Origin of the sequence: Pseudomonas sp. AMR01, assembly GCF_041946035.1 — a bacterium.
Taxonomy (GTDB): domain Bacteria; phylum Pseudomonadota; class Gammaproteobacteria; order Pseudomonadales; family Pseudomonadaceae; genus Aquipseudomonas; species Aquipseudomonas antarctica_B.
In genome coordinates this window covers 81,426-104,855 of the sequence record NZ_JAUTYR010000007.1, presented here as the reverse complement: position 1 = coordinate 104,855, position 23,430 = coordinate 81,426, and the positions used below count along the sequence as shown (strand labels likewise).

Sequence of the window (23,430 nt, the reverse complement as noted above, 5' to 3'; positions counted from 1 at the left end):
AACTATGTCCATGACTCCCCGCGAAATCGTCCATGAACTTAATCGCCATATCATCGGCCAGGACGATGCCAAGCGTGCCGTTGCCATTGCGCTGCGTAACCGCTGGCGCCGGATGCAACTGCCGGAAGAACTGCGCGTTGAAGTAACGCCCAAGAACATCCTGATGATCGGCCCGACCGGTGTCGGTAAAACCGAAATCGCCCGGCGCCTGGCCAAATTGGCCAACGCACCGTTCATCAAAGTCGAAGCCACCAAGTTCACCGAAGTGGGCTACGTGGGCCGCGACGTCGAGTCGATCATTCGCGACCTCGCCGACGCTGCCTTGAAACTGCTGCGCGAACAGGAAATGACCAAGGTCAGCCACCGCGCTGAAGACGCCGCCGAAGACCGCATCCTCGACGCCCTGCTGCCACCGGCGCGCATGGGTTTCAACGAAGACGCCGCACCGGCCTCGGATTCCAACACCCGCCAGCTGTTCCGCAAGCGCCTGCGCGAAGGCCAGCTGGATGACAAGGAAATCGAGATCGAAGTGGCCGAGGTGTCCGGCGTCGATATCTCCGCGCCGCCTGGCATGGAAGAAATGACCAGCCAGTTGCAGAACCTGTTCGCCAACATGGGCAAGGGCAAGAAGAAAAGCCGCAAGCTCAAGGTCAAGGAAGCGCTGAAACTGGTGCGCGACGAAGAAGCCGGGCGCCTGGTGAATGAGGAAGAACTCAAGGCCAAGGCCCTGGAAGCAGTTGAGCAGCATGGCATCGTGTTTATCGATGAGATCGACAAAGTGGCCAAGCGCGGCAATTCCGGCGGCGTTGATGTGTCCCGCGAAGGCGTGCAGCGCGACCTGCTGCCGCTGATCGAAGGCTGCACCGTGAACACCAAGCTGGGCATGGTCAAGACCGACCACATCCTGTTTATCGCCTCCGGTGCGTTCCACCTGAGCAAGCCAAGCGACCTGGTGCCGGAGCTGCAAGGCCGTCTGCCGATTCGCGTGGAACTCAAGGCGCTGACCCCGGGCGACTTCGAGCGCATCCTCAGCGAGCCGCACGCCTCGCTCACCGAACAGTACCGTGAGCTGTTGAAAACCGAAGGCCTGGCCATCGAGTTTTTGCCGGACGGTATCAAACGTCTGGCGGAGATTGCCTGGCAGGTCAACGAGAAGACCGAGAACATCGGTGCGCGTCGTCTGCACACGCTGCTTGAGCGCTTGCTCGAGGAAGTGTCCTTCAGCGCTGGCGACATGGCCGGCGCGCAGAATGGCGAAGCGATCAAGATCGATGCTGAGTACGTGAACGGCCACCTGGGCGAATTGGCGCAGAACGAAGATCTGTCTCGTTATATCCTGTAGGTCTCACGCAGGACCGCTTTGCTTTAAATGTGGGAGCGGGCTTGCTCGCGAATGCGGTGTATCAGTCAGCCCATCTGATACTGACACACCGCATTCGCGAGCAAGCCCGCTCCCACAGTTTTAAGCCGGTTCCTTCAGGATCATTTTCGGGCGGGTCTCCCATGTCGAAATTTCCCACAGCCGTAAACCTGCACAAAACCTCCAACACCCTCGGCCTCACCTACGGGCCCGATGAAACCTACCAGCTCCCCGCCGAACTGCTGCGCACCCACTCCCCTTCCGCCGAGGTCCAGGGCCACGGCAAACCGATCCTGCAATTCGGCAAGCTCAACGTCCGCTTGACCAAGATAGAACCGGCCGGTCAGTACGCACTGAAATTGACCTTCGACGACGGGCATGACAGCGGCCTGTTCACCTGGGACTACCTCTACCAATTGGCCGTGCGTCAGGACGCGCTGTGGGCCGACTACCTGGCCGAACTCAAGGCCGCCGGTAAAACCCGCGACCCGAGCCAGTCGGTCGTGCGGCTGATGCTCTAGTCAGGGCTTCTCGCTCTTTAGAGGGCATTTTCTAATTTCATCTGCTTGAATGCCCCTTGCCGTGGCCAACGATTGGCCCGCTTGCGAAAAAAATTAAACTCGGGTAACCAATGGAACTGGCAAGTTCCCTGCATTTGACGATGCGGTATTAACGGTCACCCGAGTTGCAGTACCTGGCTTGTGTTGTGTATCGAAATTAGGGGTGCACAGCGGTACCCGGTACTCGTCTTTCGGACAATGGAGCGTCGTAGATGAGTAACAAGAATAACGATGACTTGAAACGCCAGGCCTCGGAAAACACCCTGGGGCTGAACCCGATCATCGCGTTACGAAAAAAGGATTTGCTCGCTTCGGCGAAGATGGTGCTGACCCAAGCCATCAAACAACCGCTGCACAGCGTCAAGCACGTCGCCCACTTTGGCGTCGAGTTGAAGAATGTGATGTTCGGCAAATCACAGCTGGTGCCCGAGGGCGACGACCGTCGCTTCCAGGACCCGGCGTGGAGCCAGAACCCGCTCTACAAACGCTATTTGCAAACCTATCTGGCGTGGCGCAAGGAACTGCACGACTGGATCGGCGACAGCAACCTGTCGGCACAGGACATCAGCCGCGGCCACTTCGTGATCAACCTGATGACCGAAGCCATGGCCCCCACCAACAGCGCGGCCAACCCGGCGGCGGTCAAACGCTTCTTTGAAACCGGCGGCAAAAGTTTGCTCGACGGCCTCTCTCATCTGGCCAAGGACATGGTGCACAACGGCGGCATGCCGAGCCAGGTCAACATGGGCGCCTTTGAAGTCGGCAAAAGCCTGGGCACCACCGAAGGCGCCGTGGTGTTTCGCAACGACGTGCTGGAGCTGATCCAGTACAAGCCGATCACCGAGCAAGTGCACGAGCGCCCCTTGCTGGTGGTGCCGCCGCAGATCAACAAATTCTATGTATTCGACCTGAGCCCGGAAAAGAGCCTGGCGCGCTTTTGCCTGCGCAATGGCCAGCAAACGTTCATCGTCAGTTGGCGCAACCCGACCAAGGCCCAGCGCGAGTGGGGCCTGTCGACCTATATCGAGGCGCTGAAAGAAGCGGTGGATGTGGTCACGGCGATTACCGGCAGCAAAGACATCAACATGCTCGGCGCCTGCTCCGGCGGTATCACCTGTACCGCACTGCTGGGGCACTACGCGGCAATCGGCGAGAAAAAGGTCAACGCCCTGACCCTGCTGGTGAGCGTGCTGGACACGACGCTGGACACTCAGGTGGCGCTGTTCGTCGACGAGCAGACCCTGGAAGCCGCCAAGCGCCATTCTTACCAGGCGGGCGTACTCGAAGGCCGCGACATGGCGAAGGTGTTCGCCTGGATGCGCCCCAATGACTTGATCTGGAACTACTGGGTCAACAACTACCTGCTGGGCAACGAGCCGCCGGTGTTTGACATCCTGTTCTGGAACAACGACACCACGCGCCTTCCGGCCGCGTTCCATGGCGACCTGATCGAGCTGTTCAAGAACAACCCGCTGGTACGCGCCAACGCGCTGGAAGTGTGCGGCACGCCGATCGATCTCAAGCAGGTCACGGCCGATATCTATTCACTGGCCGGCACCAACGACCACATCACGCCCTGGCAGTCTTGCTACAAATCGGCGCAATTGTTTGGCGGCAAGGTGGAGTTTGTGTTGTCCAGCAGCGGGCATATCCAGAGCATCCTCAACCCGCCGGGCAACCCCAAGGCACGTTATCAGACCAGCGACAGCCTGGCGGCGAAGCCGTTGGACTGGCAGGAGAATGCCACCAAGCACACCGACTCGTGGTGGCTGCACTGGCAAGTGTGGCAGGCGGAGCGAGCGGGCAAGTTGAAGAAAGCACCTACGAGCTTGGGTAATAAAACCTATACCGCCGGTGAGGCGGCGCCGGGTACATACGTTCACGAAAGGTAGGCTGGAATGAGATCAAATGTGGGAGCTGGCTTGCCTGCGATTGCGGTGGGTCAGCTGGAAAATGAGCTAACTGACAGATTGCTATCGCAGGCAAGCCAGCTCCCACATAAACCGTGTTCCCGCAGGGAAATAGTGCGCCATTTCGCAGGGTAAGCCCATGCCGCAACCGTTCATCTTCCGTACCATCGACCTGGATGGCCAGACCCTCCGCACGGCGGTACGCCCGGGCAAGCCTCATTTAACGCCGCTGCTGATCTTCAATGGCATCGGCGCCAACCTTGAGCTGGTGTTTCCGTTCGTCCAGGCACTGGACCCGGACCTGGAAGTGATCGCCTTCGATGTGCCGGGCGTGGGCGGTTCCTCGACGCCCAACCGACCCTATCGATTCCCCGGTCTGGCCAAACTCACCGCGCGCATGCTCGATTACCTGGACTACGGCCAGGTGAATGCGGTGGGCGTGTCGTGGGGCGGCGCGCTGGCGCAGCAGTTTGCCTACGACTACCCGGAACGCTGCAAAAAACTCATCCTGGCGGCCACGGCGGCCGGTGCGGTGATGGTGCCGGGCAAGCCGAAAGTGCTGTGGCTGATGGCGAGCCCCCGCCGCTACATCCAGCCGTCCCACGTGGTGCGCATTGCGCCGATGATTTATGGCGGCTCGTTCCGCCGTGACTCGAAACTTGCCGCCGAACACGCCAGCAAAGTGCGCTCGGCGGGCAAGCTGGGTTACTACTGGCAGCTGTTCGCCGGGCTGGGCTGGACCAGCATCCACTGGCTGCACAAGATCCGTCAGCCAACCCTGGTGCTGGCCGGGGACGACGACCCGCTGATCCCGCTGATCAACATGCGCATGCTCGCCTGGCGCATTCCCAACGCGCAGTTGCACATCATCGATGACGGCCACCTGTTCCTGATCACTCGGGCCGAGGCTGTGGCGCCGATCATCATGAAGTTTCTCGAGGAGGAGCGCCTGCGCGCGGTGATTCACCCGCGACCCGCGTTGTAGAGGTTCAGGGTCAGGATGACCCACCGCGCAACTCTGGCAAAACCGACTATGGTTCTGGATTGGCGTGCCCGTTGATGGCTTGACGAAGGAGTGTTGGCTCATGCGAGAAAGACCCGTGACGAACCCGGCGCCCACCCCTGCCGCGTTCATCAATGCGCAAAACGCGATCACCGGCCTGCGGGGTCGGGACTTGCTGTCGACCCTGCGCAGCGTCGCCGCCCACAGCCTGCGCAACCCGGTGCACACTGCCCGTCACGCCTTGGCGCTCGGCGGCCAATTGGGCCGCGTACTGCTGGGCGAAACCGTGCATGAACCCAACCCCAGCGACGGCCGCTTCAGAGACCCGACGTGGGCACTCAACCCGCTGTACCGCCGCAGTCTGCAGGCGTATTTAAGCTGGCAGAAACAAACGCGGCACTGGATCGACGACAGCACCCTCAACGCGGATGACCGGGCCCGCGCGCAGTTTGCTTTCTCGTTGCTCAACGATGCGGTGTCGCCGTCCAATACCCTGCTCAACCCGCTGGCGATCAAGGAACTGCTCAACTCGGGCGGCAACAGCGTGGTGCGCGGCGTCAGCAACTTGTTTGATGACCTGCTGCACAACAACGGCCTGCCACGCCAGGTCAGCAAGCACGCGTTTGAAGTCGGCAAGACGGTGGCGACTACGCCAGGCTCGGTGGTGTTTCGCAACGAGTTGCTGGAACTGATCCAGTACAAGCCCATGAGCGAAAAACAGTACGCCAAGCCACTGCTGATCGTGCCGCCGCAAATCAACAAGTACTACATTTTTGACCTGAGCCCGGCCAACAGCTTTGTGCAGTACGCACTCAAGAATGGCCTGCAGACGTTTATGGTCAGCTGGCGCAACCCGGACGTGCGTCACCGCGAATGGGGCCTGTCCACTTATGTGGCAGCGCTGGAAGAAGCGCTCAACGTGTGCCGGGCAATTACCGGAGCCCGTGAGGTCAACCTGATGGGCGCCTGCGCCGGCGGCCTGACCATCGCCGCGCTGCAGGGTCATTTGCAGGCCAAGCGCCAACTGCGGCGCGTCTCCAGCGCCAGCTATCTGGTAAGCCTGCTGGACAGCCAGATCGACAGCCCGGCCACGCTGTTCGCCGATGAGCAAACCCTCGAATCCGCCAAGCGCCGGTCTTATCAGCAAGGCGTGCTGGACGGTCGCGACATGGCCAAGGTGTTCGCCTGGATGCGCCCCAATGACCTGATCTGGAATTACTGGATCAACAACTACCTGCTGGGCAAGGAGCCGCCGGCCTTCGACATCCTGTACTGGAACAACGACAACACGCGCCTGCCCGCCGCACTGCATGGCGACTTGCTGGACTTCTTCAAGCACAACCCGCTGAGCCATCCCGGCGGCCTGGAGGTGTGCGGCACGCCTATCGATTTGCAGAAGGTCACGGTGGACAGCTTCAGCGTGGCCGGGATCAACGACCACATCACGCCGTGGGACGCGGTGTATCGCTCCACCCAACTGCTGGGCGGTGAGAAGCGCTTCGTGCTGTCCAACAGCGGCCATGTGCAGAGCATTCTCAACCCGCCGGGCAACCCCAAGGCCAACTACGTCGAAAACCCCAGGCTGAGCAGCGACCCGCGCGCCTGGTATTACGACGCCAGCCACGTCGAGGGCAGTTGGTGGCCGCAATGGCTGGCGTGGATTCAACAGCGCTCGGGCACGCAACGCGAAACCCTCACCGCACTGGGCAACCAGAACTACCCACCGATGGAAGCGGCGCCGGGCACGTATGTGCGGGTGCGCTGAGCTCAACGATCACATTAAGAAGACTGGATGAAGACCCGCGACCGAATCCTTGAATGTGCCCTGCAGTTGTTCAACCACAAGGGCGAACCGAACGTGTCGACCATGGAGGTGGCCAATGAAATGGGGATCAGCCCCGGCAACCTTTACTACCACTTCCATGGCAAGGAGCCGCTGGTGCTCGGCTTGTTCGAGCGCTTTCAGTGTGAACTGGCGCCGCTGCTCGACCCGCCGGCGGATGCGCAGTTGAAGCCTGAGGATTACTGGCTGTTCCTGCACCTGATCGTCGAGCGCATGGCCCATTACCGCTTTCTGTTTCAGGACCTGTCGAACCTGGCGGGGCGCCTGCCGAAGCTGGCCAAGGGCATTCGCCACCTGCTGACGGCGCTCAAGCGTACGCTCGCCTCGTTGCTCGCGCGGTTGAAAGCCTCGGGGCAATTGGTCAGTGGCACTCAGGCGTTGGGGCAATTGGTGGAGCAAATCACCCTGACGTTGCTGTTTTCCCTGGACTATCAGCGGGTTCTGGACCGTGAGGGCGAAGTGCGGGTAGTGGTGTACCAGATCATGATGCTGGTGGCGCCGCATTTGTTGTTGCCGGCGAGACTGGCGACCGAGAAGTTCGCGCTGAAATATCTGGATGACGCGGATTAAAAATGTGGGAGGGCTGTTGTGGCGAGCAAGCTTGCTTGCGCTGGGGTGCGAAGCGCCCCCAAAAAGCTGGCGACCGCTACGCGCTCGAGCGGGAGCAAGCTCCCTCGCCACAACAAGCCCGCTCCCACATTGGAAGTGCGGTGTTTATGAGACCTCCATAAAAAATGCCCGACCTTCGCAGGCCGGGCATTTTTTTACGCCCTGAAAAAATCAGGACTGACTGGAGGACGTCGGGGTTACCGGCGTTGCAGTCGGGGTTGAAGCAGCGTGCGTCGGTGCGGACACCGAGTTGGCTGTCGAAGCGCTTGGCGCAGGGGTTGCAGGCTTGGCCGCAACAGCTGGCTTTGGAGCCGCCGGCTTCTTGGCTACCGCAGGCTTTTTCGCCGCAGCCGGTTTGGCGGCTGGCTTGGCAGCAGGTTTCGCGGCAGCGGTTTTGGCCGCTGGTTTTGCAGCAGGCTTGGCAGCAGTTTTAGCGGCCACGGGTTTCGCGGCAGGCTTGGCGGCTGGTTTTGCCGCTGCAGTTTTCGCAGCAGGCTTGGCGGCAGGTTTTGCAGCCGCTTTGGCTGGAGCTTTGGCAGCGGGTTTGGCGGCGGCTTTTACCAGAGGCTTGGCTGCGGTTTTGGCAGCCGGTTTGGCAGCAGCGGTTTTAGCGGCTGGCTTGGCAGCAGGTTTGGCCGCTGCTGTTTTAGCCGGGGCCACTTTAGCGCCGGTGAGCTTTTCGATCTGCTTGGTCAGCGTATCGACCTTGCTGTGCAGCGTCTTCAGCTCTGCCTTGCTTGGCACGCCCAGTCGCGAGATGGCACTGTTAAGGCGTTTGTCGAAAGTTTCTTCCAACTTGCCCCAGGTGTCAGAAATGCTCGACTTGGCGGAACCGGCAGTTGCCTTGGCCGCTTCAACTTTTTTACCAACCGTGGTTTTGGTCAACTTCTCGGCTTTTTCACCGTCCTTGACCAGGGTCTCGAAGTATTTGCCGCCGTCACTGCTAACCTTCGAGTACACGCCTAAACCAGCAAGCCAGATCTTACGGGAATATTTTTCAACTTCCCCGACCCACGAGCTGCCTTCTTTCTGAGTAGTCTTTTTAACAGCCATCCCGATGTCTCCTTAGTGTTTACGCGCGACACGTTCTAGCAATGTCGTCAGCTCTTCGAGCTTAGCAGAGAGTGTCTCAACGTCATGTTTAGACGCAATGCCGATCCGATTCAAGGCACTGGCAATACGCGCGTCAAAAGCGTTTTCAACTTTATCCAGTTGAACTTCAACCACACCTTTGACGCTCGAGACATTACTCTTTACTTGGTCAATCTGACTGTTGGCAGCATCAAGTTGTTCAACCACAACTTTTTTGCCTTTGCTTTCAATATGTTGACCACTCTTCACAAGCTCTTTGAAGTACTCGCTGCCTTCACTGCCGACCTTGGCATAGGCGCCAAGCCCTGCCAGCCAGATCTTGCGGGCATAGCTTCTAACGTCACTCAGGGCGGTGGACTGAACGTCGATTTTTTTCTTCAAAATAACTTTGGCCATGGTGCACCTCACGCAAAACAGGGTGGGGGAACGGCCCGCAGAGTTGAGGGCATGGGCACAAAGTAGGGTGAAAAATTAGAATCGGCACCCTAATAACTCGCGAATCAGGCGAGCGCCTTATCCAGGGCTTTCTCGATTTCGGATTTGATGGTGCCACTCATGGCCGACATCAACAGGCCGAGCTCCACATCAATGCGCAGTGAATCATCGGCGACTAATACAGTGCCTTTTACCCCCGAACGCTTGAGGTTCAAGGTATCGCCGGACCACGACGGCTCCAGGCCATATTGCTCCTTGAGTTTGCTCGCCAACTTCTCGGCCTTCGCCCGCGCGCCTTCTTTACCCAGGGAATGTGCACGTTCAACGGTAATACGGGCCATTGCTATGACTCCTTTTTATAACGACTGGAACACCCGCCATGCGGCAAAAGGTCTCGGTGACCACCTATCTTACCTTCAGCCTTGCCAAGACAAAGAGGGTCGTGGGGATTATCATGTCCCGCATTCTCTTTTGGTGACAGCGATATGACTGATCAGCGCAAAGGCAGCGATGCCGAACCCACCACTCACTTCGGCTTCAAGAACGTTCCGGAAAGCCAGAAAGCGGAAAAAGTCGCTGAGGTGTTCCACTCCGTCGCCGCCAAGTACGACTTGATGAACGACGTACTTTCAGGCGGCATGCACCGCCTGTGGAAGCGTTTCACCATCGAGTTGTCGGGCGTACGCACCGGCAACCGCGTGCTCGACATCGCCGGCGGCACGGGCGACCTGGCAGCCAAGTTCTCCAAGCTCGTTGGCCCTACCGGCCAAGTGGTGCTGGCTGATATCAATGGCTCGATGCTCAAGGTCGGCCGCGACCGCCTGCTGGATAAAGGCGTGGCCGGCAATATCGAATTCGTCCAGGCCGACGCTGAAAAGCTACCGTTTCCGGATAACCATTTCGACTGCGTGACCATCGCCTTCGGCTTGCGCAACGTAACCCACAAGGAAGACGCGATCCGCTCGATGCTGCGCGTGCTCAAGCCGGGTGGCCGCTTGTTGGTGCTGGAGTTTTCCAAGCCGACCAACGCGCTGATGTCAAAGGTCTACGACACCTACTCGTTCGCCTTCATGCCGTTGATGGGCAAGCTGATCACCAATGATGCCGAGAGCTATCGCTACCTGGCCGAATCGATCCGCATGCACCCCGACCAGGAAACCCTGAAGTCGATGATGGTAGACGCCGGTTTCGACCGCGTGACCTACCACAACATGACCTCCGGTATCGTCGCCCTGCACCGTGGCATCAAGCCCTGATGCTGCTCAAGGGTCTTCTCGCCAGCGTTGAACACGGCCTCAACCGTGTACTGCGCCTGGACAGCACCGCCCTGGCGCGGCTCGCGCACTTGAACGGCAAGGTGATTGCCGTCGACTGCCGCAGCCCTGCCTTGCAGCTGTTTATCCTGCCGAGCGACGAAGGCCTGCTGCTCGCCACCGACTGGGCGGCCGACGCCGACTGCACTCTGCGTGCGCCGGCTTCGAGCCTGCTGCACCTGGCGGTGAGCCGTAACAAGACCGCCATCCTGCACAGCGCCGACGTGGAGCTGGAAGGCGACAGCGCGGCGCTGATGGACCTGGCCGCCGTGCTGCAAGACCTGGAGCTGGACTGGGAATACGAGCTGTCGCGCTGGATCGGCCCCGTGGCCACCCAGTTGATCAGCGGGCACCTGCGCAGCCGCTCGCGCTGGTACCAGCAGGGGTTTGCCAGCCTCAACCAGAACCTCGCCGAATACCTGAGCGAAGAATCGCGCACCCTGGTCGGAGAACGCGAAGCGCAAGCGCGCTTTCGTGAACTCGACAAGGCCAAAATCGACCTGGAACGCCTTGAGGCACGCTTCGAGCGCCTGAGCCGTTCCCTTGATCCAAGCGATAACGCATGAAGCTGCTCGCCGTCCGCCGTTTGTTTCGTATCCAGCGCGTGGTAATCCGCTACCGCCTCGATGACCTGCTGTTCGCCCTGCCGCTGCCGTGGTTCCTGCTGGCGGTGCGCTACGTGCTGCCGTGGCGCTGGTTCCCGCGCAAACAGCTGGAACTCACCCGTGGCGCGCGCCTGCGTCTGGCGTTGCAGGATCTGGGGCCGATCTTTATCAAGTTCGGGCAAATCCTCTCCACGCGCCGCGACTTGCTGCCGGAAGACATTGCCGACGAGCTGATGCTGTTGCAGGACCGCGTACCGCCGTTCGACTCGCAGCAGTCGATGAAGCTGATCGAAGAGCAACTGGGCAAGAAGATCAGCGAAGTGTTCAGCCGCTTCGACGTCGACCCGCTGGCCTCGGCCTCGGTCGCACAGGTGCACGCGGCGCAGTTGAAGACCGGCGAAGAAGTGGTGGTGAAAGTGATTCGCCCCGGCCTCAAGCCGATCATCGGCCAGGACCTGGCGTGGCTGTTCATCCTTGCCCGCGCCGCCGAACGCTTCAGCGCCGATGCGCGCCTGCTGCACCCGGTTGATGTGGTCGCCGATTACGAAAAAACCATCTACGACGAACTCGACCTGCTGCGCGAAGCCGCCAACTCCAGCCAGCTCAAGCGCAACTTCGAAGGCTCGCAGCTGCTGTACGTGCCGCAAGTTTATTGGGACTGGTGCCGCCCGAAAGTGTTGGTGATGGAGCGCATCTACGGCGTGCAGGTCACTGACCTCGCGACCCTGGCCGACCAGCGCACCGACATGAAGATGCTGGCCGAGCGCGGCGTGGAGATTTTCTTCACCCAGGTGTTCCGCGACAGCTTCTTCCACGCCGACATGCACCCGGGCAACATCTTCGTCAGCACCGTCAACCCGTGGAGCCCGCAGTACATCGCGATCGACTGCGGCATCGTCGGCAGCCTGACCCCGGAAGACCAGGACTACCTGGCGCGCAACCTGTTTGCCTTTTTCAAGCGCGACTACCGCCGCGTGGCGCAATTGCACATCGATTCGGGCTGGGTGCCGGCGGAAACCAAGCTGAATGAATTCGAAGCAGCGATCCGCACCGTGTGCGAGCCGATCTTTGAAAAACCGTTAAAGGATATTTCATTTGGCCAAGTGCTGATGCGCCTGTTCCAGACCGCGCGCCGCTTCAATATGGAAGTGCAGCCGCAACTGGTATTGCTGCAAAAAACCCTGCTGAACATTGAAGGTCTGGGCCGCCAGTTGTACCCGGACCTGGACCTGTGGAACACCGCCCAGCCGTTCCTGGAACGCTGGATGCGCGAGCGGATGAGCCCGAAAACCATGCTGGGCAACCTGCACAGCCAAATGGAACAGTTGCCGCACCTGGCCAACATGACCCGCGACCTGCTGGAGCGCATGTCCCAGCCCCACGCCAAAGACCCCGCGCCGCCGTGGCAAAAGCGCAAGGACGATTGGTTCCTGCGCCTGCTGGGCGCCGCGCACCTGGTGGGCGGCGTAATGCTGGCCATCGGCGGGCCGTTGAATCACCTGGGCCACTGGCCGGCCGGTGTCATGGTCGCGGTGGGCGTTTATCTGATCGTGCGTCGATAGCCAATCCGGTTATACACTGTCGCAAATTGCCGGAGCGGAACATGAAAGACTGGCTGGACGAGATCAAGTGGGACAGTGACGGCCTGGTGCCGGCCATTGCCCAGGACTACAAGACCGGGCGTGTGCTGATGATGGCCTGGATGAACCGCGAGGCCTTGAGCCTGACTGCCGCTGAGCAGCGCGCCATCTACTGGTCACGCTCGCGTGGCAAACTGTGGCGCAAGGGCGAAGAGTCCGGGCACGTGCAAACCCTGCACGAGATGCGCATCGACTGCGACGCCGACGTGGTGATTCTGATGGTCGAGCAAATCGGCGACATCGCCTGCCACACTGGCCGTCACAGCTGCTTCTATCGCGTATTCGAGAACGGCGCATGGAAAGTCGTCGAGCCGGTGCTCAAAGACCCGCACGCCATCTACTCGGCAGGACACTGATATGAGCGATACCCTGAACCGTGTGGCCCAGGTGCTGGAAGACCGCAAAGGCGCGGACGCCGACAGCTCGTATGTCGCCAGCCTGTACCACAAGGGCTTGAACAAGATTCTGGAAAAACTCGGCGAAGAATCCGTCGAGACCATCATCGCCGCCAAGGACGCGCAGATCAGCGGCGACTGCAGCGATGTTATCTACGAAACCGCCGATTTGTGGTTCCACAGTCTGGTCATGCTCGCCCAACTGGGGCAGCATCCACAGGCAGTGCTGGATGAACTGGACCGTCGCTTCGGCTTGTCCGGGCATGCCGAAAAGGCCTCGCGCCCGTCCGCCTGAATAACTTTCACAGAGGAATTGCAGCATGGGCATTTTTGACTGGAAACACTGGATCGTCATTCTGGTGGTGGTAGTACTGGTATTCGGCACCAAGAAACTCAAAAACCTGGGCACCGATGTGGGCGAGTCGATCAAGGGCTTTCGCAAAGCCATGAACGACGATGACAAGCCTGCCGACCCAGTGGTCAATCCGGTGCCGCCGGTCCAGCCTGTGCATCCACAGGCCACTCAGCCAATCACCGAACGTCGTACCTTCGACGTGCAGGCTGAAAAAGTCGAAGAGCCGACCCGCAAAGACTTGTGAGCACTGACTAATGTTTGGTATCAGCTTTTCTGAACTGCTCCTCGTCGGCCTTGTTGCCTTACTGGTGCTGGGGCCGGAACGCCTGCCCGGTGCCGCACGCACCGCCGGCCTATGGATCGGGCGCCTGAAACGCAGTTTCAACGCCATCAAACAGGAAGTTGAACGGGAAATCGGCGCTGACGAGATCCGCCGGCAACTGCACAACGAACATATTTTGTCGTTGGAGCAGGAAGCGCGGAACATTCTCACCCCGGTAAATGAGTCGGCCAAACCGGTCCAGCCGGTCCAGCCGGTGGCTGAACACAGCATTGCGCCAACCCCCGTGGCCGAAGCCGCACCGGCGGTGGAACACACCCCGGCAGCACCCGCTCCGACACCGACAGAGCATGCGCCGACGCCCGTTGCGTCGCCCGCGCCCCATGACCCTACATTGCCGCCGCGAGCCCCATGAGCGCTGATAAACCGGAAACCGACCAGCACATGCCGCTGGTCTCGCACCTCACCGAGCTGCGTACCCGCCTGCTGCGCTGCGTAGCGGCAATCTTCATCATCTTTGCCGGGTTGTTCGCCTTTACCCAGCAGATCTACACCTTCGTCTCTACGCCCCTGCGCCAGTATTTGCCGGCGGGCGCGACGATGATCGCCACCGATGTGTCGTCACCGTTCCTCACGCCGTTGAAACTGACCATGATGGTCTCGTTGTTCCTGGCGATCCCGGTGATCCTGCATCAGATCTGGGGCTTTATCGCACCGGGCCTGTACAAGCATGAGAAGCGCATCGCCGTGCCATTGCTGGTGTCGAGCATCCTGCTGTTCTACACCGGTATGGCGTTCGCCTACTTCCTGGTGTTCCCGTTGATCTTCAAGTTCTTCGCTGCCGCCACACCGGCCGGCGTGGAAATGATGACCGACATCACCAGTTACCTCGACTTCGTGATGACGCTGTTTTTTGCCTTCGGCGTGGCCTTCGAAATTCCGGTGGCCGTGGTGCTGCTGGTCTGGATCGGCGTGGTCGACGTCAAATACCTGAAGAAAATACGCCCGTACGTCATCATCGGTTGCTTTGTGGTCGGCATGATTCTGACGCCGCCGGACATTTTCTCCCAGACGCTGCTGGCCGTGCCGATGTGGATGCTGTTCGAGATCGGCATTCTGTTCAGCGGTTTGATCAGCAAGCGTGGCGAACACCCGGACGACCAAACCGCCGACGACGACCAGCCGCCTGCGACCCAGCCGTGAACCTGCTGCTGCTTGAAGAGGCCGATTTTATCGCGCCCGACCGGGTGATCCTGCGTGATCGGCGCCTGGTGCACATGCAGGACGTCCACCGCGCGGCCGTCGGCGACAGCCTGCGCGTCGGGCGGGTCGGCGGGCTGATGGGCACGGCGCACCTGCTGCGTCTGGAACCCGGTGAAGCCGAACTGCAGGTCGGCTTCGACCAGCCACCGCCAGCCAAATTGCCCCTGACCCTGTTGCTGGCCCTGCCGCGCCCGAAAATGCTGCGCCGGGTGCTGCAAACCGTGGCGGCCATGGGCGTGCCGAAAGTGGTGCTGCTCAACAGTTACCGGGTGGAAAAAAGCTTCTGGCAAACGCCATTCCTGGAACCTGAAGCCGTGCGCGAGCAATTGATCCTCGGCCTGGAACAGGCGCGCGACACCGTGCTGCCCGAGATCATCATCGAGAAGCGCTTCAAGCCCTTCGTCGAAGACCGCCTGCCGGCCATGACCGAAGGCACCCTGGGTTTGATCGGCCACCCCGGCGATTACCCGCCCTGCCCGCGCGGGCTGCAGACGCCGGTGACCCTGGCCATCGGCCCGGAAGGTGGCTGGATTCCCTACGAAGTGGATTTGCTGACAAAGGCCGGCCTGCAACCGGTACAGCTGGGCGCACGAATTCTGCGCGTCGAAACCGCCGTCACCGCCCTGCTCGCCCGCCTGTTCTGAACCTCCCTTGATCGCTCCCACACAAGCCCCTTCCTCAGAAGATGTGCCTGGCTACAGAATCTTCCTGTGTTGCCGATAGCCTTTGAATAAGTCCAAGCCTTGTTCCAAGGGAGATTGCAGCATGAGTCGTCTGTTAGCCGAAAAACTGGGGAATGTGAGCGTCAATCGCAAGCTGAGCATTGGCTTTGGCCTGGTATTGATCCTGACGCTATTGATCACCTTCACTGGTTGGAAGGGGCTCGACGACGTGACCAGTCGCGGCGATAAGCTCGGCTTTATCTCCAGCCTCAACGGCCTGACCAAAGACCTGCGCCTGGCGCGCCTGGATTTCGAAATGCGCCGGGGTGAACAAGGCACGGGCGCGGTCAACGACTTGGTCGCGAAACTCGAAAACGGCCTGAAAACCGCCGGCAACCTCATTGAGCAACCCAACGACAAGGCCCTGGTTGAACAGCAGGTCGACGCTTTAAACCAATACAAAAAGGCTTTCGGCGCCATGGTTCTGGCCGGCCTGAAACGTGAAGGCGCACGCGGCAAGCTTGGCGAAACCGCCGACAACGCGGTGGCCAAGATAAGCCAAATCGAAAAAACGCTGCTGCAAGGTGAGAGCGTCACCCAGTTCAACAGCGTGGTCGACCTGAGCAAGCTGATTCAGCAAGCGCGCTTCCAGGTGCGCGGCTACACCTACAGCGGCAAGCCTGAAGCCGAGCAGCCCGCCCTGGATGCCATCGACAATGCGCTGAAGAAAATCACCGAACTGCAAGGCCAACTGCCAGAGCAGTACCAAGCCAACCTGCAAGAGGCCAGCACCTCGCTGCAAGCCTACCGCGAGGCTGTGAGCCAGTATCGCGATTCGCAAGTGGCTATGGCGGCGGCCCTGAAAGACACCGCTGCACAGGGCGACATCCTGCTGGGCCACAGCGACAAATTGACGATATCCCAGACGGTGGTGCGCGATCACGAAGCGGCACAGGCCAGGCAGCTGTTGTTGCTCGCGGCTGCGCTGGCGCTGATCTTCGGCATCTTTGCCGCCTGGGCCATCACTCGCCAGATCGTCATCCCGATGAATCAGGCCCTCAAAGTCGCCGAGCGTGTGGCTTCCGGTGACCTGAGCCAGAACCTCGTTTCCACGCGCAAAGACGAGTTGGGCCAACTGCAACGCGCCATGCAAAGCATGACCGTGGGCCTGCGCGAGCTGATCGGCGGCATCAGCGACGGCGTCACCCAAATCGCCAGCGCCGCCGAGCAACTGTCGGCCGTGACCGAACAGACCAGCGCCGGGGTCAACAACCAGAAGGTCGAGACCGACCAGGTGGCCACCGCCATGAATGAAATGGCCGCCACCGTGCAAGAAGTGGCGCGCAACGCCGAGGAAGCTTCTGAAGCCGCTGCGGCCGCTGACCAGCAGGCCCGCGAAGGCGACAAGGTCGTCGGCGAAGCCATCGCCCACATCGAACGCCTGGCCACCGAGGTCGGCAACTCCACCGAAGCCATGGGCCACCTCAAGCGTGAAAGCGACAAGATTGGCAGTGTGCTCGACGTAATCAAGTCCGTGGCCCAGCAAACCAACCTGTTGGCGCTTAACGCGGCCATCGAAGCGGCACGCGCCGGTGAAGCCGGGCGAGGTTTTGCGGTGGTGGCCGATGAAGTGCGCAGCCTGGCCCAGCGCACCCAGAAGTCCACCGAAGAGATCGAAGAGCTGATCGTCGGCCTGCAAAGCGGCACCCAGCAGGTGGCGACCATCATGGACAACAGCCGTGGCCTCACCGAGAGCAGTGTCGAACTGACCCGCCGCGCAGGTACAGCGCTGGGCAACATCACCCGTACGGTCTCGACCATCCAGGCGATGAACTCGCAGATCGCCACCGCCGCCGAGCAACAAAGCGCCGTGGCCGAAGAGATCAACCGCAGCGTCCTGAATGTACGTGATGTGTCGGAACAGACCTCCTCGGCCACTGAGGAAACCGCCGCCTCCAGTGCGGAGCTGGCACGTCTGGGGGTTTATTTGCAAACCCTGGTCGGGCGTTTCCGCGTCTGAACCACCTCTATACGGCGGCCTATCGAGGCCGCCGCGCACCGCAATTTGTGAAACTTCCTACGCAATTACCAGCCCACTACGACTCCAAATCGATCTAGCGTCTTACCACGTGTTTATCTGATTTGGAGTTCCAACATGTTTTCCCGGCTGCCCTGTTTGCTGGCCAATGCCAGCGTCCGCGTCAAGCTCGCCCTGGGTTTCGGCCAAGTGCTGATCCTCAGTCTCATCATTGCGGTGACCGGCTGGCAGGCTTTAAATACCGCCCTGTTCCGCTCAAGCAACTTGACCGTCCTCGGCGATCTGACGGCTGTTGCCGAAGCAATGCGTGCCGACCGCATCGTGTATCGCACCCTGACCGACACGGCCAGCCTGGGCAAAATGGAGCTGCAGATCGAGAAACTCGACGGCCACCTCAGCTACTTGTCCAGCCACGTGATCGACCCGATTGACCTGCAACGCCTGAGCGATGCACAGCAACTGGTGGTGGAGTTCAAGGCCGCTCTCGTGGCATTGCCGCCCTTGACCGAGCAGCGCGAGAGCATCCGCCCTGTCCTGCATGACGCCGCCCTGCAGGCCAGCGACACCCTCGCGCAACTGGCCAGTACCCTGCCGGACCGACAGGACCCGCGCGCACTCGACGCCATCAAGAACCTGCGCCAGGCCATGAAGCAGTCCGAGGATCGCGCCCAAAGCCCCGCGTGGGCCGCCGAGTCGTTGCAAGCCTATGCCGAGACGATCGGCAAAACGCTCGACGCCCTGGACATCGCCGAAGCCGCCGTGACGACCTTGCCCGCAGACTCCACCAAGCTCCAAAACGACCTGGCGGACTATCGCGCGCTGGTGATCAAGCTCAAAGAAGCTCAGGTCACCACTGAAACCGCGCAGAACCGCTTTGAGCAGCAGCTCAACACCTTGCTCGATCACAGTGAACGGGTGAGCCAGGCCCAGAACTTCAAACTCGACAGAGGGGCCGAGCACACCCGCACGCTGCTGATCAGCGTCACAGGCATCGCATTGTTGCTGGGCTCTCTGGCAGCGTGGTGGCTGGCCAGGCAGATCGCCACGCCGTTGCGCCAAGCGCTGGTGGCCGCCAACCGCATCGCTGAGGGTGATCTAAGTGAAAGCCCGACGGTGGACCGTCACGATGAACTGGGCCAACTGCAGCAAAGCATCGGAAAAATGACCCGAAACCTGCGAGGCCTGATCGGCGGCATTGGCAACAGTGCCCGGCAAATCGCCAGCGCCGCGACGCAGTTATCGGCCGTTACCGAGCAGAACCGCGCCGGGTTCAATAATCAGAAAGACGAAACCGACCAGGTCGCCACGGCCATGAATGAAATGCTCGCGACCGCGCAAGAGGTGGCGCGTCACGCGGAACAGGCGTCCGTGGCCGCCAACGAGGCGGACCAACAGGCGAGCATGGGTGAACAGGTAGTCACACGGGCGGTTGAGCACATTGGCCATCTGGCCCATGAGATGGGGCGCTCCAGCCAGGCCATGTTTGCGTTGCAGCACCAGAGCCAAAAGATCGGCAGCGTACTGGACGTGATCAAATCAGTGTCCGAGCAGACCAACCTGTTGGCGCTCAACGCCGCCATCGAAGCCGCGCGTGCGGGCAGCGCCGGCCGAGGTTTTGCCGTCGTCGCCGATGAGGTGCGCAGCCTGGCCCAGCGTACGCAGGCCTCGGCAGAAGAAATCGAAGAGCTGATTCTCAGCCTGCACACAGGCACCCAACAGGTGGCAGACATCGTGGACAGCAGCCGCAACCAGACCCACACCAGCGTGGAACTGACCCGTGATGCCGGTGAAGCACTGGCGGCGATTACCCGCACGGTGTCGATCATCCAGGAACTGAACCCGCAGATTGCTGCCGCTGCCGAGGAGCAAAGCGCCGTGGCGGAGGAGATCAATCGCAGTGTGTTGAAGGTACGCGATGTGACGGAGCAGACAGCGGCCGCCAGCGAGGAAACCGCAGCGGCCAGCGTGCAGTTGACCAAGTTGAGCCTGGATTTGCAGGGGCTGGTGGGCAAGTTCAGGCTTTGAGTCTGACAGGACGTGAGCCTGGCGAGCTTGTTGTGACAGGCGAGCCTTTTGTGGCGAGCGAGCTTGCTCGCGCTGGGGCGCGAAGCGGCCCCAAAACCTGCCACCGCATTTTGTCAGGAAAAATGCGGTGAATGTGTTGGGGCCGCTACGCAGCCCAGCGCGAGCAAGCTCGCTCGCCACAACAAGCGCGCCTTTCACAACAGGCGCGCTAGCCACAACAAGCGGGTTTACAGCACCTGACGCAGGAAGGCTTGGGCTCGCGGGTCTTTGGGCGCGTCGAAGAACTCGGCCGGGGAAGCGTCTTCGAGCAGCTTGCCGTGATCGAAGAACAGCACGCGGTCTGCCACTTCGCGGGCGAAGCCCATTTCGTGGGTGACGCAGACCATGGTCATGCCTTCCAGGGCCAGGGTCTTCATCACATCCAGCACTTCACCGACCATCTCCGGGTCGAGAGCCGAGGTGGGCTCATCAAACAACATCACCTTGGGTTCCATGGCCAACGCGCGGGCAATCGCCACCCGTTGTTGTTGACCACCAGAAAGTCGTGAGGGGAATTCATTGGCCTTTTGCGCAATACCAACCTTCTCCAACAGCGCCAGGGCCTTGGCCTCGCGCTCTTTCTTGCCGCGTTTGCGCACCACTTTTTGCGCCAGGCACAGGTTTTCCAGCACGGTCATGTGCGGGAACAGGTTGAAGTGCTGGAACACCATGCCCACTTCGCGCCGGTAGGCGTTCACGTCGGTCTTGGGGTCGGCCAGTTGCAGGCCGTCGATGCTCACCGAACCCGAATCGAATTCTTCCAGGCCGTTAAGGCAGCGCAGGAAGGTGGATTTACCGGAACCCGACGGACCGATCACCACCAGCACTTCGCCCTTGGCGACTTGCGTGGTCACGTGGTCCACCGCGCGCACGACGTGGCCACGGGTGTCGAAGACTTTTACCAGATCGCGGACTTCAATCACTTTGCGCGAGCCTCCGCTCAAGCCGGCTGGCCATTTTCGACAGCGGCAGGTTGATCAGCAGGTACAGGCCTGCCACACAGAACAGGATTTCAAACGGCGAGAACGAGGTGGTGATCACCTCGCGGCCGCTTTTGAGCAGCTCGGTGATCGCGATCACCGAGACCAGCGAGGTGTCTTTGACCAGGCTGATAAATTGCCCGGCCAACGGCGGCAGCACGCGCTTGAAAGCCTGCGGCAGCACCACGTGGCGCATTGACTGGCTGGCACTCAAACCCAAAGAGCGCGCCGCTTCGTTCTGGCCACGGGTGATTGACTGCACACCGGCGCGCACGATTTCCGCCACATACGCGCCGGTGAAGAGCGACAGCGCCGCAATACCGGCGAACTCCCGCGACAGGTTGAGCACCGTGCCGATGAAAAAGTAGAAGATGAAAATCTGCACCAGCAGCGGCGTACCGCGTACCAGCTCGACATAAATCGTCGACAAATCGCGCAGGGTCGGGTTGTTCGACAGCCGGCATAAACCCGTCGCCAAACCAATCGCCAGCCCCAGAACCCCCGAGATGACCGACAGCCACACGGTGGTCCACAACCCCCACATCAGCGGGCCGAGCGCCCAATGGCGAGTTACGCCGACCACGTCGCCTTCGGCCACATCATCACCGCGCGACACTTGCAGGCTATTGTCGGCAACGGTGAGTTTTTGCTCGGCGCCAGCGTCGTTGCGCAGGGTGACTTCGGCGATATCGCCCTTGCGCACCAGCTCCACCACGGTGGAAATATCGGCGGCGCGCTGAGACTCTTCAGCCTGATAGACGAAGTATTGCGGCACACGATTCCAGCGCCATTCGTAGGACATCAGCGAAGTGGCGTAGTACAACGCGCCGGCCAGGCCGACCAGCACGACTACGGTCAGCAAGTGCCAGGGCCATTGGGCTTTTTTCGGTTTCATCACTCAACATCCAAAAGGTGGGGCAAGCCCCTCTGTGGCGAGGGAGCTTGCTCCCGCTGGGCTGCGAAGCAGCCCCACTACTGGCGACCAGGAACTGGCAGAAAAACCGCAGTGCCTGGTTTGGGAGCGCTTCGCACTCCAGCGGGAGCAAGCTCCCTCGCCACAACAGCCAGCCTTATTCCATGTCCTTGAGCCACTCGGAGCTCTTGAACCACTTGTCATGGATGCGATCGTAGGTGCCGTCGTTGCGGATCTGGTGCAGGAAATTGTTGATGTAGTTGAGGCTGTCGTAATCGCCTTTTTTCAGGCCGAACGCCAAAGGCTCAAACGTGAAAGGTTGGTCGAGGAACACCAGCTTGCCGTTGCCGACTTTTTTCTCGGCGACCACGTTGTACGGCGCGTCATACACAAAGGCATCCGCCTTGCCATTGACCACGTCCAGCACGCCTTCCTGCTCGTTGTCATAGCCGTGGTACTTGGCTTTGGAGATCAGCTTTTTGGCGACCATCTCACCGGTGGTGCCGAGCTTGGAGGTCAGGTTGTACTTCTCATCGTTCAGGTCTTTGTAAGACTTGATGGTGCCTTCCAGGTCCTTGCGAATCAGCAGGGTCTGGCCCACCACGATGAAGGGTTCGCTGAAGTTCAGGCGCAGGTTGCGTTCCTGGGTCAGGGTCATGCCGCTGCCGATCATGTCGAACTTGCCAGTCAGGAAGGCCGGGATGATGCCGTCGTAGCCGGTGGATACCAGCTCCAGCTTGACGCCCATGGACTTGGCCAGCGCCTTGAGGATGTCGACTTCGAAACCGATGATTTCACCGCGTTTGTCTGTCATTTCGAACGGCATGTAAGTCGGGTCCATGCCGACTTTCAGCGAGCCGCGCTGGACCGCATCGTCGATGGCGCCGGCCTGGGCCGTAGTGGCGGCAACCAGCGCGCTGACGCCGAGCAGCAGCATCGAAAGATACTTTTTCATCATCAAGTCCCCTGAACGATTCTTGTAAAGTCGGCGCGCAAAAGGGCTGCACCAATTCGGGGAGCGATCCTACCCCACTCGCCTGCCGTCACAAAGGTTTCACGGGTAATTGTTATCGACGCATGTCGGAAAAGCCCCACAACGGTGCAATCAGGCACAGGCGGTAGACACGTCAGCGCGGACGTTTTCCAATCCATTGATGTGTAAGCAGTTATGACTTTCAGTCGATCTCGGCCATCCAGGCAGTGTCCTTGAACCACTTGTCGTGCAAGCGATCGTAGGTGCCATCCTGGGCGACTTGATTGAGAAAATGATTGATCCAGTTGAGGCTGTCGTAATCGCCTTTTTTCAGGCCGAACGCCAGGGGCTCGAACGTGAAAGGTTGCTCCAGCGCCAGCAACGTACTGTTCTGCGGCTTGGCCATCGCGATCAGGTTGTAGGGCGCATCATGAATAAAGGCGTCGGCCTTGCCTTCCACCACCTGGCGCACGGCTTCTTCGGAGGTGGCGAAACTGGTTAACCGCGCCGCACCCAGAAAGCGTTGCGCGGCGGCTTCCCCGGTGGTGCCCTCAGTGGCGACGATTCTGTAACCGGCTTCATTGAGGTCTTCGATACCTGACACCTTCCCGGCCAGGCTGGGATGCAGGAGTACGGTTTGGCCGACGACGATAAAGGAGTCGCTGAAATTCAGCTTGAGGTTGCGCTCCTGAGTGACCGTCATGCCGCTGCCGATCAAATCAAACCTCTTCGCCATCAACCCCGACAGCAACTCGGTATAAGGCACCGAGACCAGTTCAAGCTCCACGCCAAGGGCATGGCTCATCGCTTGAAGCAGGTCAATTTCGAAGCCGACGATGCGACCGTTTTTATCGGTCATCTCAAAGGGAACGTAGGTGGGCGTGGTGCCAACTTTGAGCACGCCACGGCGCACGGCATCGTCGAGGGCGCCCGCGCTGACCAAGCTTGTGTAAACCGATGCGACAGCGCCGAGCACCAGCGCCAAACAATACCTGTTGATCATGAATCCCCCGTGGCAAATCACATTTGGGGGGCGATGCTACCCCAGCCACAGGCACGGCAATACGCCTCGAACAAAGGTCTTTTGTTTCGAAATAACAAGGTGTTAGGGATAAAAGGAAGAGGCGTGAAACGCTG

At 60.3% G+C, this 23,430-nt stretch carries 24 protein-coding genes and 1 pseudogene; 18 read left to right on the top strand and 7 right to left on the bottom strand.

Translation table 11 applies throughout. The features are described 5' to 3' along the window. The first annotated feature begins 4 nt into the window (after nt 1–4). The 6 genes from hslU (at nt 5) to Q7C20_RS09400 (ending at nt 7,246) form a co-directional block, all read left to right on the top strand. The gene (gene hslU, locus Q7C20_RS09425; protein ID WP_348056076.1) at nt 5–1,342 is read left to right on the top strand and encodes an ATP-dependent protease ATPase subunit HslU; all 1,338 of its coding nucleotides are present in this window, start codon (nt 5–7) and stop codon (nt 1,340–1,342) included. A 161-nt stretch (nt 1,343–1,503) separates the two neighbouring features. Further along, on the top strand, nt 1,504–1,881 hold the full coding sequence (locus tag Q7C20_RS09420; protein WP_348056078.1) for a DUF971 domain-containing protein: 378 nt from the start codon (nt 1,504–1,506) through the stop codon (nt 1,879–1,881). A gap of 251 nt (nt 1,882–2,132) precedes the next feature. Next, nucleotides 2,133–3,812, top strand: a complete 1,680-nt coding sequence (gene phaC / locus Q7C20_RS09415; RefSeq protein WP_375066882.1) for a class II poly(R)-hydroxyalkanoic acid synthase — start codon at nt 2,133–2,135, stop codon at nt 3,810–3,812. 157 nt (nt 3,813–3,969) lie between these two features. Further along, a complete protein-coding gene (gene phaZ / locus Q7C20_RS09410; protein ID WP_348056081.1) occupies nt 3,970–4,815 on the top strand; it encodes a poly(3-hydroxyalkanoate) depolymerase in 846 nt (281 codons plus the stop codon). 100 nt (nt 4,816–4,915) lie between these two features. Next, entirely contained in the window at nt 4,916–6,598 is a 1,683-nt protein-coding gene (gene phaC / locus Q7C20_RS09405; protein ID WP_375066880.1) for a class II poly(R)-hydroxyalkanoic acid synthase, read from the top strand. 27 nt (nt 6,599–6,625) lie between these two features. After that, nucleotides 6,626–7,246, top strand: a complete 621-nt coding sequence (locus tag Q7C20_RS09400) for a TetR/AcrR family transcriptional regulator (RefSeq protein WP_348056083.1) — start codon at nt 6,626–6,628, stop codon at nt 7,244–7,246. A 210-nt stretch (nt 7,247–7,456) separates the two neighbouring features. On the opposite strand, the gene Q7C20_RS09395 is transcribed toward Q7C20_RS09400, so the two are convergent. The 3 genes from Q7C20_RS09395 to Q7C20_RS09385 form a co-directional block, all read right to left on the bottom strand. Next, entirely contained in the window at nt 7,457–8,338 is an 882-nt protein-coding gene (locus Q7C20_RS09395; protein ID WP_375066877.1) for a phasin family protein, read from the bottom strand. Between the two features lie 12 nt (nt 8,339–8,350). Next, nucleotides 8,351–8,773 carry a phasin family protein gene (locus Q7C20_RS09390; protein WP_375066875.1) on the bottom strand — a complete coding sequence of 141 codons (423 nt, stop codon included), beginning with the start codon at nt 8,771–8,773 and terminating at the stop codon, nt 8,351–8,353. 104 nt (nt 8,774–8,877) lie between these two features. Continuing rightward, nucleotides 8,878–9,153, bottom strand: coding sequence for a polyhydroxyalkanoic acid system family protein (locus Q7C20_RS09385; protein WP_348056089.1), 276 nt, complete (start codon nt 9,151–9,153; stop codon nt 8,878–8,880). 144 nt (nt 9,154–9,297) lie between these two features. On the opposite strand from Q7C20_RS09385, the gene ubiE reads away from it, so the two are divergent. The 12 genes and pseudogenes from ubiE to Q7C20_RS09325 all read left to right on the top strand — a co-directional run bounded on the left by ubiE (nt 9,298) and on the right by Q7C20_RS09325 (nt 19,388). Beyond that, a complete protein-coding gene (gene ubiE, locus Q7C20_RS09380) occupies nt 9,298–10,068 on the top strand; it encodes a bifunctional demethylmenaquinone methyltransferase/2-methoxy-6-polyprenyl-1,4-benzoquinol methylase UbiE (protein ID WP_106577513.1) in 771 nt (256 codons plus the stop codon). After that, nucleotides 10,068–10,691 (top strand): SCP2 domain-containing protein, encoded by a 624-nt coding sequence (locus Q7C20_RS09375; RefSeq protein WP_375066872.1) that lies wholly within the window; start codon nt 10,068–10,070, stop codon nt 10,689–10,691. Before ubiE ends, Q7C20_RS09375 begins: the two co-directional genes overlap by 1 nt. Next, a complete protein-coding gene (gene ubiB, locus Q7C20_RS09370) occupies nt 10,688–12,292 on the top strand; it encodes a ubiquinone biosynthesis regulatory protein kinase UbiB (RefSeq protein ID WP_375066870.1) in 1,605 nt (534 codons plus the stop codon). Before Q7C20_RS09375 ends, ubiB begins: the two co-directional genes overlap by 4 nt. Nucleotides 12,293–12,333: 41 nt before the next feature. Then, nucleotides 12,334–12,726 (top strand): phosphoribosyl-AMP cyclohydrolase, encoded by a 393-nt coding sequence (gene hisI, locus Q7C20_RS09365; RefSeq protein ID WP_348056095.1) that lies wholly within the window; start codon nt 12,334–12,336, stop codon nt 12,724–12,726. A gap of 1 nt (nt 12,727) precedes the next feature. Further along, the gene (locus tag Q7C20_RS09360; RefSeq protein ID WP_003209299.1) at nt 12,728–13,060 is read left to right on the top strand and encodes a phosphoribosyl-ATP diphosphatase; all 333 of its coding nucleotides are present in this window, start codon (nt 12,728–12,730) and stop codon (nt 13,058–13,060) included. 25 nt (nt 13,061–13,085) lie between these two features. Next, nucleotides 13,086–13,364, top strand: coding sequence for a twin-arginine translocase TatA/TatE family subunit (locus tag Q7C20_RS09355; RefSeq protein WP_348056098.1), 279 nt, complete (start codon nt 13,086–13,088; stop codon nt 13,362–13,364). A 10-nt stretch (nt 13,365–13,374) separates the two neighbouring features. After that, nucleotides 13,375–13,815 (top strand): Sec-independent protein translocase protein TatB, encoded by a 441-nt coding sequence (tatB, locus tag Q7C20_RS09350; RefSeq protein ID WP_348056100.1) that lies wholly within the window; start codon nt 13,375–13,377, stop codon nt 13,813–13,815. Continuing rightward, nucleotides 13,812–14,603 (top strand): twin-arginine translocase subunit TatC, encoded by a 792-nt coding sequence (gene tatC, locus Q7C20_RS09345; protein WP_375066867.1) that lies wholly within the window; start codon nt 13,812–13,814, stop codon nt 14,601–14,603. Before tatB ends, tatC begins: the two co-directional genes overlap by 4 nt. After that, nucleotides 14,600–15,307, top strand: coding sequence for a 16S rRNA (uracil(1498)-N(3))-methyltransferase (locus Q7C20_RS09340; protein WP_375066866.1), 708 nt, complete (start codon nt 14,600–14,602; stop codon nt 15,305–15,307). Before tatC ends, Q7C20_RS09340 begins: the two co-directional genes overlap by 4 nt. A 121-nt stretch (nt 15,308–15,428) precedes the next feature. Next, nucleotides 15,429–16,487, top strand: a pseudogene (locus Q7C20_RS09335) (methyl-accepting chemotaxis protein); the annotation flags it as partial. Beyond that, nucleotides 16,473–17,345, top strand: coding sequence for a methyl-accepting chemotaxis protein (locus tag Q7C20_RS09330; protein WP_375066979.1), 873 nt, complete (start codon nt 16,473–16,475; stop codon nt 17,343–17,345). The pseudogene Q7C20_RS09335 and the gene Q7C20_RS09330, both read left to right, overlap by 15 nt. 135 nt (nt 17,346–17,480) lie before the next feature. Next, a complete protein-coding gene (locus tag Q7C20_RS09325) occupies nt 17,481–19,388 on the top strand; it encodes a methyl-accepting chemotaxis protein (RefSeq protein ID WP_375066865.1) in 1,908 nt (635 codons plus the stop codon). Nucleotides 19,389–19,615: 227 nt separating this feature from the next. Here Q7C20_RS09325 and Q7C20_RS09320 read toward each other — a convergent pair whose 3' ends face one another. The 4 genes from Q7C20_RS09320 to Q7C20_RS09305 form a co-directional block, all read right to left on the bottom strand. Further along, nucleotides 19,616–20,350, bottom strand: coding sequence for an amino acid ABC transporter ATP-binding protein (locus Q7C20_RS09320; RefSeq protein ID WP_017849892.1), 735 nt, complete (start codon nt 20,348–20,350; stop codon nt 19,616–19,618). Next, on the bottom strand, nt 20,343–21,302 hold the full coding sequence (locus tag Q7C20_RS09315; protein ID WP_375066864.1) for an amino acid ABC transporter permease: 960 nt from the start codon (nt 21,300–21,302) through the stop codon (nt 20,343–20,345). Before Q7C20_RS09315 ends, Q7C20_RS09320 begins: the two co-directional genes overlap by 8 nt. 175 nt (nt 21,303–21,477) lie before the next feature. Next, nucleotides 21,478–22,275, bottom strand: a complete 798-nt coding sequence (locus tag Q7C20_RS09310) for a transporter substrate-binding domain-containing protein (RefSeq protein ID WP_375066863.1) — start codon at nt 22,273–22,275, stop codon at nt 21,478–21,480. A 220-nt stretch (nt 22,276–22,495) separates the two neighbouring features. Beyond that, the gene (locus Q7C20_RS09305; protein ID WP_375066862.1) at nt 22,496–23,296 is read right to left on the bottom strand and encodes a transporter substrate-binding domain-containing protein; all 801 of its coding nucleotides are present in this window, start codon (nt 23,294–23,296) and stop codon (nt 22,496–22,498) included. Nucleotides 23,297–23,430: the final 134 nt, after the last annotated feature.

Excerpts from the sequence above, each read along its gene's own strand:
- Q7C20_RS09325 (WP_375066865.1), top strand. The coding sequence starts at position 17,481 with ATGTTTTCCCGGCTGCCCTGTTTGCTGGCCAATGCCAGCGTCCGCGTC.
- hisI (WP_348056095.1), top strand. The coding sequence starts at position 12,334 with ATGAAAGACTGGCTGGACGAGATCAAGTGGGACAGTGACGGCCTGGTG.
- Q7C20_RS09400 (WP_348056083.1), top strand. The coding sequence starts at position 6,626 with ATGAAGACCCGCGACCGAATCCTTGAATGTGCCCTGCAGTTGTTCAAC.
- phaC (WP_375066880.1), top strand. The coding sequence starts at position 4,916 with ATGCGAGAAAGACCCGTGACGAACCCGGCGCCCACCCCTGCCGCGTTC.
- Q7C20_RS09360 (WP_003209299.1), top strand. The coding sequence starts at position 12,728 with ATGAGCGATACCCTGAACCGTGTGGCCCAGGTGCTGGAAGACCGCAAA.
- Q7C20_RS09355 (WP_348056098.1), top strand. The coding sequence starts at position 13,086 with ATGGGCATTTTTGACTGGAAACACTGGATCGTCATTCTGGTGGTGGTA.
- phaZ (WP_348056081.1), top strand. The coding sequence starts at position 3,970 with ATGCCGCAACCGTTCATCTTCCGTACCATCGACCTGGATGGCCAGACC.
- Q7C20_RS09375 (WP_375066872.1), top strand. The coding sequence starts at position 10,068 with ATGCTGCTCAAGGGTCTTCTCGCCAGCGTTGAACACGGCCTCAACCGT.
- tatB (WP_348056100.1), top strand. The coding sequence starts at position 13,375 with ATGTTTGGTATCAGCTTTTCTGAACTGCTCCTCGTCGGCCTTGTTGCC.
- Q7C20_RS09310 (WP_375066863.1), bottom strand. The coding sequence starts at position 22,275 with ATGAAAAAGTATCTTTCGATGCTGCTGCTCGGCGTCAGCGCGCTGGTT.
- Q7C20_RS09330 (WP_375066979.1), top strand. The coding sequence starts at position 16,473 with ATGCAAAGCATGACCGTGGGCCTGCGCGAGCTGATCGGCGGCATCAGC.
- ubiE (WP_106577513.1), top strand. The coding sequence starts at position 9,298 with ATGACTGATCAGCGCAAAGGCAGCGATGCCGAACCCACCACTCACTTC.
- Q7C20_RS09420 (WP_348056078.1), top strand. The coding sequence starts at position 1,504 with ATGTCGAAATTTCCCACAGCCGTAAACCTGCACAAAACCTCCAACACC.
- Q7C20_RS09305 (WP_375066862.1), bottom strand. The coding sequence starts at position 23,296 with ATGATCAACAGGTATTGTTTGGCGCTGGTGCTCGGCGCTGTCGCATCG.
- phaC (WP_375066882.1), top strand. The coding sequence starts at position 2,133 with ATGAGTAACAAGAATAACGATGACTTGAAACGCCAGGCCTCGGAAAAC.
- ubiB (WP_375066870.1), top strand. The coding sequence starts at position 10,688 with ATGAAGCTGCTCGCCGTCCGCCGTTTGTTTCGTATCCAGCGCGTGGTA.
- Q7C20_RS09390 (WP_375066875.1), bottom strand. The coding sequence starts at position 8,773 with ATGGCCAAAGTTATTTTGAAGAAAAAAATCGACGTTCAGTCCACCGCC.
- tatC (WP_375066867.1), top strand. The coding sequence starts at position 13,812 with ATGAGCGCTGATAAACCGGAAACCGACCAGCACATGCCGCTGGTCTCG.
- hslU (WP_348056076.1), top strand. The coding sequence starts at position 5 with ATGTCCATGACTCCCCGCGAAATCGTCCATGAACTTAATCGCCATATC.
- Q7C20_RS09315 (WP_375066864.1), bottom strand. The coding sequence starts at position 21,302 with ATGAAACCGAAAAAAGCCCAATGGCCCTGGCACTTGCTGACCGTAGTC.
- Q7C20_RS09385 (WP_348056089.1), bottom strand. The coding sequence starts at position 9,153 with ATGGCCCGTATTACCGTTGAACGTGCACATTCCCTGGGTAAAGAAGGC.
- Q7C20_RS09395 (WP_375066877.1), bottom strand. The coding sequence starts at position 8,338 with ATGGCTGTTAAAAAGACTACTCAGAAAGAAGGCAGCTCGTGGGTCGGG.